Raw genomic sequence first — 14,918 nt, forward strand, 5'->3', positions numbered from 1 at the left:
AAGACTCTCCCTTAAAAAATAGGGGAGAGCCTTTTTGTTAAGCTGAGTGTTTATATTGATCAAATTGTTCTTGAGTGTTTTGGGATGGTGCCGGTGTGAGCAGGCTGACTACATAGATGGCAATTAAGCTCACCACAAATCCAGGTACAATCTCATAAAGGTTATTTTTTAATACGTCAAATTGAGTCCAAATGATTACAGTCGCTGCGCCTGCAATCATTCCGGCAAGAGCTCCCCATTTGTTCATTCGTTTCCAGTAAAGGCTGAGCAAAATAACCGGCCCGAAGGAAGCGCCAAAACCGGCCCATGCATATCCGACCAGGTTTAAAATGCTGCCGCCTGGATTATATGCAATGAAAACAGCGACGATTGAGACAACCAAAACCGAAAGGCGCCCAATCAATACAAGCTCTTTATCCGTGGCCGAACGGCGGAAAAACGTTTTGTATAAATCCTCTGTCAATGAGCTGGAGGTAACCAGAAGCTGTGAGGAAATGGTACTCATGATCGCCGCAAGAATGGCCGCCAGTAAAAAGCCTGTAATCAGAGGGTGGAATAAAATTTCACCCAATTCAATGAAAATGGTTTCGGGGTCGTCCAGCTTTATGCCATTTTGAGAATAGTAAGCAATCCCGATTAGGCCAGTTAACATTGCGCCTATTATCGAAAAGATCATCCAGCCCATTCCGATATGGCGGGCTTTTTTGATTTCTTTTACAGAAGAAATAGCCATAAATCGCACGATGATATGAGGTTGGCCGAAGTACCCGAGACCCCATGCAAATAAAGACACAATTCCTAAAAGGGTTGTTCCTTTAAAAATATCAAAGAGCTTCGGGTCAATCGATTTAATTTCACCAAAAGCCGAATTCATCCCACCGACATGCATGATGGTCACAATAGGAACAAGAATAAGAGCAATAAACATGATGAGTCCTTGAACAAAGTCTGTCCAGCTTACGGCAAGGAAGCCGCCGAAAAGGGTATAAGAAACGACAACAGCTACCACAATCCAAAGGCCGACTTTATAGTCGAGGTTGAACGTATTTTCGAACAACACCCCGCCGGATACCATTCCGGAAGACACATAAAAAGTGAAGAAAACGATAATAACAAGTCCAGATACTAAACGTAAGATATTTGATTGATCACCAAAACGATTTTCTAAAAAAGCTGGAATGGTGATTGAATTATTGGCCATTTCCGAATAGGTTCTTAAACGCGGCGCGACATAGAGCCAGTTCGCGTAAGCACCTATTGTAAGTCCGATTGCAATCCACGAAGCACTGAGCCCCTGGGCGAACATTGCACCCGGCAGTCCCATCAACAGCCATCCGCTCATATCGGAAGCTCCTGCGCTAAGGGCGGTTACAGCAGGTCCGAGCGTCCTTCCTCCAAGCATATAATCGGTTAAGTTGGATGTTCGTTTATATGCATAATAACCTATAAACAGCATTCCGATCATATAGACGGAAATGGAAATAAGCAGTTGGAAATCCATGGTTAAATCCCCCTTGTAGTATGTTTTTTTTCTAGGAAAATAATATTTTATCTCATTTCGAGAAATAGTGCGACTTTTTTTAAGATTCCCCATTATGATAACGCATACATTTTGGGTTTTGCGAGGGAGAGCCTTTGCGCTGTTATGTTTTAAGAAAACATCCTATAATAAGCGGCCGTGAATCGCTGTCGGCCGCTTCTGTTTAAATAATGGCTTCATGTCTATAGTTTGTGCAACAGTTCCATCGTATTTTCGGTACAAACCCAAAATTTTTTGTAACCGTTATCATTTATGGGTTTGTGTATTTGGAAAAATCTTATTTGAATAGGTTTTTCAAAACGAACCACACATTCGCAGGACGTTCTGCCAAGCGTCTCATGAAATAACCGAACCAGTCGATCCCGTATGGAACATAGACGCGAACTTTGTACCCCTCTTGAACAAGTTTGTCCTGAAGTTCTACGCAGATTCCATATAACATTTGGAATTCAAATTGATCTTTTGGAATGTTATGCTCTTGGACAATTTTTTTTGTATAGTTAATCATTTCCTCGTCGTGACTGGCAACAGCGGCATAGTGGCCGTTTAAAAGATGTGTTTTAATAATTTTTTTATAATTTTCATCTACATCCTTTTTCTCCGGAAACGCCACTGTGTCTGATTCCTTGTATGCACCTTTCACGAGACGGAGGTTTGCTTTATCTTTATCCAAGTCTTGCATGTCCTGTTCCGTCCGATATAGGTAGGCTTGAATGACAATCCCTACGTTGTCATACTCTTGTCTGAGCTCGCGGTAAATGTCTAAAGAAATCTGGCAATGGGCGTAATCTTCCATATCAATTCTGACGAAATTTCCATGCATTTTTGCCCGGTCTAAAATTCTGCGCATGTTTTTCATGCAAAGTTCTTTGCTGATGTCTAAACCTAACGAAGTCATTTTAAGAGATAAATTCGATTGAACACCGGACTTGGCAATTGCATCTAATGTTTGGATACACATCGCTGCAGATTCGTTTGCTTCTTCTTCGGTAAAGACGAATTCACCTAAGTGATCGAGTGTTACGACTTTCCCGGCTTGATTTAATTCTTCGACTGCTTTAACCGCTTTTTCGATGGTTTCTCCAGCGACAAAACGGGCTGCTCCAAATTGCAAGCCGTATTTTTTGGCGAGTTTATTGGCTGATTGGTTTTTTCCTAAGGCTTGAAACATGTTTCTCATCAACAGTTCCATCATTGATAGCCCCCTTCAAATTAAACTTGTGAGAATTTATGGAGTTAAGAGTTTTATACTTGTTAAATTAATTATAGTAATGTTTATACAGTTTTGTAAATCACTTTTTAAACATTTTTGTTTATTTTTTTATTTTTGTATAAAATGTTTAAATTTGAACACTTTTGTTCAAAAGGTTGTTTTGTATAGTGTAAGTAGGAAAGCTTTGTTAGTCGAATACCCTTTTATGCGGTGTGTAAACTTGGCAGTATACGATAGAAGAGGAGGCTTTTTGATATTTTTTAGAAAAGCAGCGTTTTCTTTTGTGGAATCCAACGAAGACGTATTGATATAATAAAACATATACTATGTGGAAGCAGTAAGTTTAGAGGTGAAGGTGTTTGGCATATAGACAAATTAAACCAAAGAAAATATATGAGGAAGTGGCAGAGGCTCTTTTAAGTATGATTAAAGGAGGGCAATTGAAACCGGGAGACAAATTGGATTCTGTTCAGCAGCTTGCTGAAAATTTTCAAGTTGGGCGATCGGCCATTCGTGAAGCGTTAAGCGCTTTGAGAGCGATGGGGCTTGTTGAGATGAAGCAAGGGGAAGGTACATACATCCGACAGTTTGATGCAGATTTCATCTCGTTTCCTGTAACGGCAGCTGTGCTGATGAAAAAAGAAGATATCAGCCATTTGCTCGAAGTTCGCAAAGTGCTGGAAGTGGGAACGGTCGGAGCGGCTGCAGCCAAGCGTACGATGGATGATTTGCAAAAAATGAAAGAGGCTCTTGAATATATGAAGGCGGCTGCAGGGAATGAGGAACTTGGAGAAAAAGCAGATTTCGATTTTCATATGGCAATTGCCATGGCATCGCAAAATCCGTTACTTGTCAATTTGATGAATAATGTATCAGAAATGATGCTTGAAACAATGAGAGAGACGAGAAGGCTTTGGCTTTATTCCGAGCAAACGACGTCTGAACGATTGTATCAAGAGCATATGCAAATCTATGAAGCGGTTGCTGAACAAAATGCCTCCAAGGCCCAAGAATTGATGCTAACGCATTTGACAGCGGTAGAGCAGGTATTGATGAAGTATATTGAGCGATAAAAAGGATGTCCGGGAGCTGCGAAAAAGAGTGGTTTTCGGGCATTTTTTGGGATAAGGGGACTCATATAGATTAAATTACAAGAATTGCGGGAAAGTAAGTGGTAATGATACCAAAGACAGTTTTTGTTAAGATGATTGCTGTTGAGCCATCTTTTACACAACATCCAGCAAAAATAGGCGGGGTGGATTGAAAGGGGATCTTTCGAATGAGTGACCATAATTTAACGCTCCATACGGATAAATATCAAATCAATATGATTTATGCACATTGGAAGCTGAACAGGCATGACCAGATTCGGGTGTTTGATGCTTATTTCCGAAAAGTTCCATTTGGGAATGGCTATGCCGTATTCGGGGGACTTGAGCGTATCGTTCATTATATAAATGGACTGAGATTTTCCGAGGAGGATATCGCTTATTTGAAAGAGCAGCCGGAACAATATGATGAGGCTTTTCTTCAAGAGCTTAAAAATTTCCGGTTTACAGGAAATTTATATGCAGTCGAAGAAGGAACAATCGTGTTTCCGAATGAACCGATTGTTCGAGTAGAAGGGCGCATTTTTGAAGCTCAATTGATTGAAACCGCGCTGCTCAATTTTATGAACTACCAAACGCTTATTGCCACGAAGGCATCAAGGATTCGCCGAGTAGCTCCAAATGATACATTATTTGAATTTGGAACGAGGCGCGCCCAGGAAGCTGACGCGGCGATTTGGGGAGCGAGAGCAGCCTATATTGCCGGATTTGACGGCACGAGCAATATGGAGTCTGGAAAGATGTTTGGGATTCCTTCCATTGGTACACATGCCCATGCATGGGTAATGGATTTTGAATCGGAGCTTGATGCCTTTATAGCTTATGCCAAAGTTCATCCTGATAATACGGTGCTTCTTGTCGATACTTACGATACACTAAAATCAGGGGTTCCTAATGCGATTAAAGTTGGGAAGTATTTGGAAGAAAAGGGGCACCGATTAAAGGGAATTCGTTTAGACAGCGGGGATTTGACTTATTTATCCGTAGAAGCACGTAAAATGCTCGATGAGGCAGGGCTTGATTATGTGAAAATTGTTGCAAGTAATGATTTGGATGAAAACGTCATTTTCAACTTGAAGGCACAAGGAGCAAAAATTGATGCATGGGGAGTTGGAACACAGCTTATTACCGCAGCAGACAACCCATCCTTGGGCGGTGTGTACAAATTGGTCGCAAAAAAAGAAGGGAACGAGTATAAGCCAGTTATTAAGCTGTCTGCGAATCCCGAGAAAATGACAACCCCGGGTTTCAAAAGCGTATATCGAATTATTAACAACGCCAACCAAAAAGCAGAAGGCGATTATATTGCTTTTGTGCATGAAGAAGTAGAAACCAAGGATAAAATTAAATTATTTGATCCAATTCACATATATCTGCATAAATTCGTCACCAATTTCCAAGCAATCGAATTGCTTAAACCTATTTTTGTGAGCGGTAGGCAAACATACGATTTGCCGGATTTAAAAACGATTCGTGACCATCATCAGCAACAACTGACGTTTTTTTGGGATGAATATTTGCGAAAGCTCAATCCAGAACGTTACCCTGTCGACTTGAGTGAAGATGTATGGAATACAAAGATGAAATTAATCAGCCAAAAATCATTTACTGTAGGAAAAAGCCGCCTATAGTAAATGATTTTTGAATAGACTTTCGCCGAATCTTTTCGTTTACCAAATCATATTAAAGTTATAAAGTGAAAAGAAAGTAGTAGCGGTTTATACAAAAATTTTGCCAAACTTGTCTTTTTTTATGTAATATTTAATTACACATGATGTGAGTTTTTGATTGCGTTACTAGATTGCTTATTTTTGAAAGGAGCTTTTATTTATTATGAACGAGTTACAGAGTCAAATTGTGGAGGAAATGAAAACAAAGCCTGAAATTGATCCGAAAGAAGAAATTCGTCGCAGTGTCGACTTTTTAAAAACATACTTTAAAAAATATCCTTTTTTACAATCTATGGTTCTTGGAATTTCAGGAGGACAAGATTCCACATTAACGGGCAAATTGGCTCAAATAGCGGTAAATGAATTGAACGAGGAAGCCGGGGAAGAAAAGTATCAATTTATCGCCGTTCGTCTTCCGTACGGGGTGCAAGCCGATGAAGATGATTGCCAGGATGCTCTTCGTTTTATTCAGCCGAGCAAAAGCATTGCTGTTAACATTAAAGAGGCAGTCGATAAAAGTGTTGCGGCTGTGGAAGAAGCGACAGGAGGACAACTGTCCGACTTTTTGAAAGGAAACGTGAAGGCCCGTGAACGGATGGTTGTTCAGTACAGCATTGCCGGCATGTATAACGGGATTGTATTGGGAACAGACCATTCTGCAGAAGCAATCACAGGGTTCTATACGAAATACGGCGATGGGGGAGCAGATTTAGTACCGATTTTCCGTTTGAACAAACGTCAAGGGAAAATGATGCTTAAAGAATTGGGATGTCCGGAACATCTTTATATGAAAACACCGACAGCCGATTTGGAAGAAAATCGTCCACAGCTGCCGGATGAAGCGGCATTGGGTGTTACATATGAGGAAATCGATGATTACTTGGAAGGAAAAGAAGTGAAGCCGGGAGCACAGGCAAAAATCGAATCCCATTATTTGAAGTCCCAGCATAAGCGTCATCTTCCAATCACTGTTTTTGATGATTTCTGGAAAAATATATAAATAAAATGGACACAGGTCAACGCCTGTGTCCATTTTATTTTTGCTTATATAATTTCCGTACAATTTTGTGAAAAATAATATTGTAAATGAAAACGTTTTATCATATAATCATGACAACAGGTAATCTAGTCATCAGATGACTTTATTGAGATGAATAAAATAAGTGAAATTTGGGAGAAGATAATGGGAGGAGGCTCTCTGTATGGGAACAGGGATGTTAGCGTTATTAGCGATAGTACCAATTATTTCAGTGTTTTTATTTTTAGTTATTCTAAGATGGCCCGCAAAGCGAGCAATGCCAATCGCTTTGATTGTAACCGCTGTCATGAGCTCCGTTGTATGGCAGGTACCGGTTAACGAAATAGGAGCAGCGGCGCTGAAAGGTGTAATTTCTGCTTTAGAGGTAGGGGTCATTGTATTTGGAGCTATTTTATTATTAAATATGTTAAAAGAAAGCGGTGCCGTACATACCATCCGTCACGGCTTTACGAGCATTACGCCTGACCGCCGCATTCAAGCGATTATCATTTGCTGGCTGTTCGGTTCATTCATTGAAGGGGCAGCGGGCTGGGGTTCTCCGGCAGCAGTTGTTGCTCCGTTACTTGTAGCGATCGGATTTCCGGCAATGGCAGCTGTTATGGTGGCATTAATTATTCAATCTACTCCGGTTTCGTTTGGAGCAGTGGGAACACCTATTTTAATCGGGGTAGGTACAGGATTAAAAGATGCTCCGCTTGTGAATGAGCATATCGCTAACTTAGGTGTCACATATGATCAATATCTTGTTGGCATCGGCGGACAAGTAGCCATTTTCCATGGGATTGTCGGAACATTTATTCCATTGTTCTTAGCTGCCATGCTTACAAAGTTTTTTGGTCCAAACAAATCATTCAAAGAAGGTTTGCAAGTTTGGAAGTTTGCTATTTTTGCGGGAGTGGTATTTGCGGTGCCATATGCACTCGTTGCCAATTTACTGGGACCTGAATTTCCATCGATGATCGGCGGTCTAGTTGGATTAGCAATCGTTATTCCAGCAGCAAAAAGCGGCTTTTTAATGCCAAAAACAACATGGGATTTCGCGCCGGCATCTGAGTGGGAAAAAGGCTGGACAGGCAGCTTATATATTTCAAATGAAAAACCTAGACGTTCGATTTCAATGATTTCAGCATGGATGCCATATGTACTGGTTGCCTTATTCCTTGTGGCAACACGTGTAAAGTTTTTACCGTTTGCTGAATGGATTCAATCAGTGGTCATCAGTATTGAAAACGTATTCGGTACTGAAATGGTTATTTCATCCAAGCCTCTCAATATTCCAGGTGTTGTATTTATTGCAGTTGCTGTAATTGTGTTCTTTATGCATAAAATGAAAATGAATGAAGCAAAAAAAGCAGTGGGGGACTCTTTCAAAACTGTTTCCAGTGCCATGGCAGCCTTACTATTTTCGGTGCCTATGGTACAGGTGTTCATTAACACAGGTGTGAATGAATCAGGATTTTTAAGCATGCCTCTTGTATTGGCAGAGGGGATTTCAAGTGTATTCGGAGATAACTGGCCGCTTGCCGCTCCAACGGTCGGTGCAATCGGTGCTTTTGTAGCCGGAAGTAACACGATTAGTAATATGATGTTTTCCTTGTTCCAATTCGGTGTAGCGGAAAATATCGGAGCTGTTCCGGCAGTGATTGTCGCTCTCCAAGCTATTGGCGGTGCGGCTGGAAATATGATTTGTGTGCATAACGTAGTAGCAGCTTCAGCTGCAGCGGGATTAGTGGGTAATGAAGGAACGATTATTCGAAAAACGTTGATCCCAACGGCCTTCTATGTTATTTTCGGAGGCGGTGTCGGTTATATTACCTTACATGGATTAGGATTTAATCCAGGAACCATTGTGGTTGCACTTGTGGCTGTGGCGATTGTCACGGCGATTATTGCAGGAAGAAAGCAAGAAAATGCTGGTCAAAATATTAAAAAGAGTGCGTAATAATAGTTTTTGAACATACTAGCTTGATGACAATCGCTTTTTCATCCTCGGAAAAGGTTGTCATCGAGCTTAGTTGTTTTGTCCCGCATTAACGGGCAGTAAGACACCCATTGATGGAAGTTTCATTTATTTTGCACTGTCAGTCAAAGTTTTCGTGTATAAAACATTCGTTCAGATAAAAAGAAGGCTGTCAAAATTGCAGAAAAAAGAGTATAATAAATATAGTCATCAGATGACCTGTCGACATACGATTGGTAGAAGAATTTCAACATGTGTCAATGCTCTTTGTGCTACATTCTTTATAAGAGAACCTTTTCGGCGGAATAAAAATGATAGGTACGATAAAATCAGCGCAGTTTCATAATATATAAGGAAGTATGACGAGGTCTATCTGTATATGGAGGGAAAAGATATGAAAGTTTCATTGTTTGTTACGTGTTTAGTAGATATGTTCCAATCAGGTGCAGGAAAAGCAACGGTAGAATTGCTGGAGCGTCTTGGCTGTGAAATTGATTTTCCTGAGTCGCAAGTGTGCTGTGGGCAGCCTGCTTATAATAGCGGCTATGTCAAAGAATCAAAAGAAGCGATGAAAAATATGATTACGACTTTTGAACATTCTGAGTATGTCGTAACGCCTTCTGGTTCTTGTGGAACGATGTTTAAAGAGTATCCGCATGTATTTAAAGGTGATCCTGTGTGGGAGCCAAAAGCGCAAGCGCTTGCTGATAAAACATACGAATTAACTCAATTTATTGTAGATGTATTAAAAGTAGAGGATGTCGGGGCAAAGCTTAATGGCAAAGCGACCTATCACACATCTTGTCATATGACGCGCCTTCTCGGGGTGAAAGAAGCACCATTTAAATTATTAAGCAATGTAGAAGGGCTAGAATTTGAAGCGCTTCCGAACGCGCATAATTGCTGTGGATTCGGCGGAACGTTTTCTGTTAAGATGGGACAAATTTCTGAACAAATGGTCGATGAAAAAGTTCAATGTGCAGTCGATACAGGAGCTGACTATTTAATCGGGGCGGATTGCGGCTGTTTAATAAATATCGGCGGACGTATGGAACGTAAAGGTAAGCCGGTGAAAGTCATGCACATTGCAGAGGTATTGAATAGTAAGTAAAGAGAAAATGGGATCGAAGATATTGAATAGCAAGTAAAAGATTGGGGCTGAGAAAGATGGCAATGAAAATTGGTACAGACGGTTTTAAAGACCGTGTTGATAAAGGGATTAATAATGAATTTATGCGCATGGCGGTTGCTGGGGCACAAGAGCGCCTTCGTACACGCCGGTTAGATGCAGCAGAAGAGCTTGGCAATTGGGAGGAGTGGCGTTCACTTGGAGAGGAAATCCGCCAGCATACACTTGAGAACTTGGATTATTATTTACAGCAATTAAGTGAAAATGTTGTAAAGCGCGGCGGCCACGTATTTTTTGCTTCAACAGCAGAAGAAGCCAATGAGTACATTACCGGTGTCATTAAGCAAAAAAACGCCAAAAAAATTGTGAAATCCAAATCGATGGTCACAGAAGAAATCAATATGAACGCAACGCTTGAATCACTCGGCTGTGAGGTAATAGAGACGGATTTAGGAGAGTATATTTTGCAAGTAGATGACCATGATCCACCTTCCCACATTGTTGCTCCTGCTCTTCACAAAAATAAAGAGCAAATTCGGGACGTTTTTGAAGAGAAGCTAGCGTATAAAAGTAGTTCAAAACCAGAAGAATTGGCCCTGCATGCACGTAAAATGCTGCGCGAGGAATTCCTTTCGGCGGATGTGGGTGTAACAGGCTGTAACTTCGGTATTGCCGAGTCGGGATCTGTCTCTCTTGTCACAAATGAAGGGAATGCCCGTCTCGTCTCTGCTTTGCCAAAAACGCAAATCACGGTAATGGGAATGGAGCGCATCGTTCCAACTTATGAAGAATTTGAAGTGCTTGTCAGTTTGTTGACGCGCAGTGCGGTAGGTCAGCGCCTAACAAGTTATGTCACGACATTGACAGGTCCGAAACAGCTTGGTGATGTAGATGGTCCTGAAGAGTTTCACCTCGTTATTGTTGATAACGGCCGTTCCAACATTTTAGGAACCGAGTTTCAATCTGTTCTACAATGCATCCGCTGTGCAGCCTGTGTGAATGTATGTCCGGTTTACCGACATGTCGGAGGACATTCATATGGTTCGATTTATTCAGGCCCGATCGGTGCGGTGTTATCACCATTGTTAGGTGGATACGACGATTACAAAGAGCTTCCGTATGCGTCCACTTTGTGTGCGGCATGTACAGACGCTTGTCCGGTTAAAATTCCGCTGCATGAGCTATTGCATAAACATCGTCAAGTGATTGTTGAACGAGAAGGCCGTGCACCGATTTCAGAAAAGCTGGCTATGAAGGCTTTCGGCTTAGGTGCTGCTTCGTCATCTTTATATAAGATTGGAGCAAAAATTGCGCCAACTGCCATGAATCCGTTTACAACCGGTGATAAAATCTCAAAAGGCCCAGGACCATTAAAAGCATGGACGGAAATTCGCGAATTTCCGGCACCAAACAAAGAAACATTCCGTTCGTGGTTTAAAGACCACCAAAAAGGAGAGAAGTAAAATGACAGTCGGTACCATTCAAAATCGCGATACATTTTTAAATAACATAGCCGAGCAACTTGGAAGAAGCCGTCGTACAGAAGGAGTCACCCGTCCAGTATGGAAACATCAGCCCCAGCATGATGTATACAAGGGATGGACACAAGATGAGCTGGCCCAGCAATTAAAAGATTACTGCCCGCGTATTTACACAGATTATGAGGAAACGTCGGCTGCAGGACTTGTGGATACATTAAAACGAGTCGTAGAGGGCTATGGCGGCGGTCCGGTGGTCACATGGAACGATCCTCGCTTTGAAGAATACGGCTTATCTCACTTAATGAAGGAAGAGTGGAAAAGCAAACAGGTAGATGTTCACGTATGGAATCCGGAAATTGGAGAGGAAAACGTCCGAAAAGCCGAACAAGCCAATGTGGGGATTACGTTCAGCGATATGACACTGGCTGAGTCCGGGACAGTGGTATTATTTAGCGGAAATGGGAAAGGGCGTTCTGTCAGCCTGCTGCCGGCAACATACATTGCCATCATTCCTAAAAGCACAATTGTGCCGCGTATTACACAAGCTGCCCAGTATGTGCATGGACTCGTAGAATCTGGTGAAGACATCGCTTCATGCATTAACTTTATCACGGGACCGAGTAACTCTGCTGATATCGAAATGAACTTGGTTGTTGGAGTACATGGTCCCATTAAAGCAACGTATATCATCGTCAATGACAAATAGCACCATGCTTTTGAAAAAGAGGATGACCGAAAAGGGTAAAACACAGTCCTTTTCGGTCATCCTCCTGAAAGGCCCCGTCATGAAAATCCCGTAAAACAAAGGGATTTTGTGACGGGGCCTTTCAGTGAAAATCAGTTTTTGTAATTTATTATTAGAGGCTTATGGGACAGCCGCTTAAGTCTAAAAAATCGGGCATGGCCGTTCTTTGGTCATGCCCGATTTTTTAAATCGATCTATATAGACAATGATAAAAATCGACAAATAGCGGCAGGTAAAAAGCAAAAAGATGTAGAATATGTAAAATCGGAGAAAGGGTTGATTAGAAAGGGGTAGTAGTCTCATCATGACAGTTATGCATGAACGAGTCGAAGGGAAAGAGGAGTATTCCAAACATCAAGAGTTACAACAATTAGAGATTATCTTTAATCGAGTGATGGAATCCATTATTGTATTTAATCACTCGTTTGAAGTAATAAAAGTGAATGATGCGGCATGCGGATTGCTGGAACGCTCAAAAGAAGAAATGATGTCACTGCATATAAAAGATGTTCTGATCATGTTTCCTTATCAAGTCATTGAACAATACTATGAATCTATTAAAATAAAAAAACACTTTTACTATGAGGGAGAAATTACCCTTCACAACGGGCTGAAGAAGTACATAAAATTTGTCTCAGAAAAATATACAGGCGAAACGAATATGCTGATATGCACATTTCATGACTTGACAGAGCGGAAAAGGCTGGAGGAAGAGCGCCTTGTCAGTCAAAGGATGTTTCGGGATATGTATGATCAGGCTATTGATGGAATTGTTATTTTTGATAAAAATGGGCAAATCATCGACGTGAATCATTCGTTATGCGGATCGCTTCAGTATAAAAAAGAGCAATTGCTGGAAATGTCTTTAGCACAGCTGGTCGACCCAACATATCGGTATAAGCTGACGACATTGTGGCGAAGTCTATATCAAGCAGGATGTGCAAAAGGGGAGCTTCTTCTTTCTTTGAAGAGCGGGGAGAGCAGGTGCTTTGACTGCACAACGACCTCTAATATCTATAATGAATATTATATGTCCATTATGCGTGATAGTACAGAAAAGCGGCAAATGGAACAGAGGCTGGCTAAAAGTGAACGGAAATTCCGAGAAATATTTGAAAATGCCATTGATGCTATTATTATTTGGGATGATTACCAGAATATTATCGACGCGAACCTGGCAGCGTCCCGTACGTTCGAATTGCCTCTTTCTCATTTGATCGGCTGCAATTTGGAACGTTTCGTAGACATGGAGAATCCGGAAACCGTACGTGTCACGAATGAATTTTATGCAAAAGGAGCCATTCGTGCTGAACTTCCATTTTATATGCCAAACGGAGAAATTAAAGAGCTGGAATTCACCTCAAAAAGAGGTATTATTGAAGGATATAATTTGACCATCTACCGAAACATTAGTGAGCGAAAGCGGATCGAGCAGGAGGTCAGAGAGAGTGAACAAAAGTTTCGCCAAATTTTTGACGGATCTCTTGATGGAATTGTATTGTGGGACGGCAATAAAAATATTTTGGACGTCAATTCGGCTGCCTGCAAAATTGCGGAAATGGCAAAAGAGGAAATTTGCCAGCGGCCCCTTCAGAATTTCATTCCGCAAGAATATTATGATGAGCTGTATGAATATCATATGGCACTTGAGATAGAAGGAAAGGCAGACGGGGAACTAACTTATCAAATGAGAGACGGCAGGACAAAGAATATTGAGTTTTCGACCCAAAAAGATCTTATCCCTGGCCTTTACATGACGATGATAAGAGATGTGACAGAAAAAAAGGCCATGCAAGAACAAATTCGAAAATCGGATACGATGCAAGTGGTTGGGCAGCTTGCCGCCGGAATCGCACATGAAATTCGAAATCCGATGACGGCGTTAAAAGGCTTTATTCAACTTCTGCAAGGAAATATAAAAGGAGATTATTCTCTGTATTTTGATGTCATGACATCTGAGCTGAGACGAATTGAAACCATTATTACCGATTTTCTCGTATTGGCGAAACCGCAAGCGGTAAAATATGAAGAGCGGAATGTCAGCCAAATTTTAAAGGATACCACTGACCTTCTCGGAGCAGAAGCGGCCTTGAAAAATGTTCAGTTCGTGACAGAATTCATCGATGCCCTTCCGTCTATTTATTGTGAACCAAATCAATTAAAGCAGGTCTTTATTAATGTATTAAAAAATGCCCTCGAAGTGATGCCGTCAGGAGGCAGAATTTTCGTTTCCGCTTTTAGGCATAGTGACGATTATGTTGTCGTATCGATTCAAGATGAAGGGGATGGAATGCCGGAGGATCGGGTTAAACGCCTCGGCGAACCATTTTACACAACGAAGGAAAAAGGAACGGGGCTGGGACTGATGGTCTCATATAAAATCATTGAAGAACATAAAGGATATATCGATGTAAAAAGTAAGCTTGGAGAGGGGACGACTTTCTTCATCTATCTGCCGATATATTCATAAGGAAAGGACTATTATGAACACATTTTATCGAAACGTGAAGGTACCTGTTTTTGGAAATGTTTATTTAATTTCAACGGAAAAAGGCCTTTCTCATATTTTAGTGTCAAAAAGCGAGTTTGCCCAATTTCAACTAAGGCATTATGTACAAGAAGGAGATGCAGAATCATGGGCGGCTAAAGCAGAACAAGAGCTGTTGGATTATTTTGCGGGAAATCGAACGAATTTTGAAGTGCCTCTTGATATTATGACAGGTACCCCATTTCAGCGGCAAGTATGGGCGGTGCTGTCAACCATTCCATACGGTGAAGTATGGTCTTACGCCGATGTAGCAAGAGCTATTAATAATCCAAAAGCTGTAAGGGCAGTAGGACAGGCAAATCGTGCCAATCCTATTCCAGTTATCGTGCCTTGTCATCGGGTAATCGGGAAAAGCGGAAAATTAACAGGTTATGCAGGGAAACAAATCGGATTGAAAGAAGAGCTTTTACAGCTCGAAGGAATGAATGCACAAAACGGTATGTTGATTCGAGGATAGAAAATGAACGAGCTAAAGGAGACTTCC

The 14,918-nt window shown here is 41.3% G+C and carries 11 protein-coding genes; 9 read left to right on the forward strand and 2 right to left on the reverse strand.

The features are described 5' to 3' along the window. Positions 1-37 precede the first annotated feature (37 nt). Together putP and BK575_RS05115 are read right to left on the reverse strand one after the other, a co-directional pair. Positions 38-1,501, reverse strand: a complete 1,464-nt coding sequence (gene putP / locus BK575_RS05110) for a sodium/proline symporter PutP (RefSeq protein WP_078409195.1) — start codon at positions 1,499-1,501, stop codon at positions 38-40. Positions 1,502-1,817: 316 nt separating this feature from the next. After that, the gene (locus tag BK575_RS05115; protein ID WP_078414652.1) at positions 1,818-2,732 is read right to left on the reverse strand and encodes a proline dehydrogenase family protein; all 915 of its coding nucleotides are present in this window, start codon (positions 2,730-2,732) and stop codon (positions 1,818-1,820) included. Between the two features lie 380 nt (positions 2,733-3,112). Here BK575_RS05115 and BK575_RS05120 point away from each other — a divergent pair, with 380 nt between their 5' ends. From BK575_RS05120 to BK575_RS05160, 9 genes are all read left to right on the forward strand, one after another. Then, positions 3,113-3,826 carry a FadR/GntR family transcriptional regulator gene (locus BK575_RS05120; RefSeq protein WP_078409196.1) on the forward strand — a complete coding sequence of 238 codons (714 nt, stop codon included), beginning with the start codon at positions 3,113-3,115 and terminating at the stop codon, positions 3,824-3,826. A gap of 206 nt (positions 3,827-4,032) precedes the next feature. Beyond that, complete coding sequence (locus BK575_RS05125) at positions 4,033-5,493, forward strand: nicotinate phosphoribosyltransferase (RefSeq protein WP_078409197.1); 1,461 nt, start codon at positions 4,033-4,035, stop codon at positions 5,491-5,493. Positions 5,494-5,695: 202 nt separating this feature from the next. Continuing rightward, positions 5,696-6,532 carry an ammonia-dependent NAD(+) synthetase gene (gene nadE / locus BK575_RS05130; protein ID WP_078409198.1) on the forward strand — a complete coding sequence of 279 codons (837 nt, stop codon included), beginning with the start codon at positions 5,696-5,698 and terminating at the stop codon, positions 6,530-6,532. Positions 6,533-6,734: 202 nt separating this feature from the next. After that, entirely contained in the window at positions 6,735-8,513 is a 1,779-nt protein-coding gene (locus tag BK575_RS05135; RefSeq protein WP_078409199.1) for an L-lactate permease, read from the forward strand. A 412-nt stretch (positions 8,514-8,925) separates the two neighbouring features. Further along, a complete protein-coding gene (locus BK575_RS05140) occupies positions 8,926-9,642 on the forward strand; it encodes a (Fe-S)-binding protein (protein WP_078409200.1) in 717 nt (238 codons plus the stop codon). 56 nt (positions 9,643-9,698) lie between these two features. Next, positions 9,699-11,123: a LutB/LldF family L-lactate oxidation iron-sulfur protein gene (locus BK575_RS05145; RefSeq protein ID WP_078409201.1), complete on the forward strand. Its 1,425-nt coding sequence runs from the start codon at positions 9,699-9,701 to the stop codon at positions 11,121-11,123. Position 11,124: 1 nt separating this feature from the next. Continuing rightward, on the forward strand, positions 11,125-11,847 hold the full coding sequence (locus tag BK575_RS05150; protein ID WP_078409202.1) for a LutC/YkgG family protein: 723 nt from the start codon (positions 11,125-11,127) through the stop codon (positions 11,845-11,847). 343 nt (positions 11,848-12,190) lie between these two features. Further along, positions 12,191-14,356, forward strand: coding sequence for a PAS domain-containing sensor histidine kinase (locus BK575_RS05155; protein ID WP_078409203.1), 2,166 nt, complete (start codon positions 12,191-12,193; stop codon positions 14,354-14,356). A 13-nt stretch (positions 14,357-14,369) separates the two neighbouring features. Continuing rightward, positions 14,370-14,891, forward strand: coding sequence for a methylated-DNA--[protein]-cysteine S-methyltransferase (locus tag BK575_RS05160; protein WP_078409204.1), 522 nt, complete (start codon positions 14,370-14,372; stop codon positions 14,889-14,891). Positions 14,892-14,918: the final 27 nt, after the last annotated feature.

The organism is Priestia abyssalis, from assembly GCF_002019595.1.
Taxonomy (GTDB): Bacteria; Bacillota; Bacilli; order Bacillales; family Bacillaceae_H; genus Bacillus_BA; species Bacillus_BA abyssalis.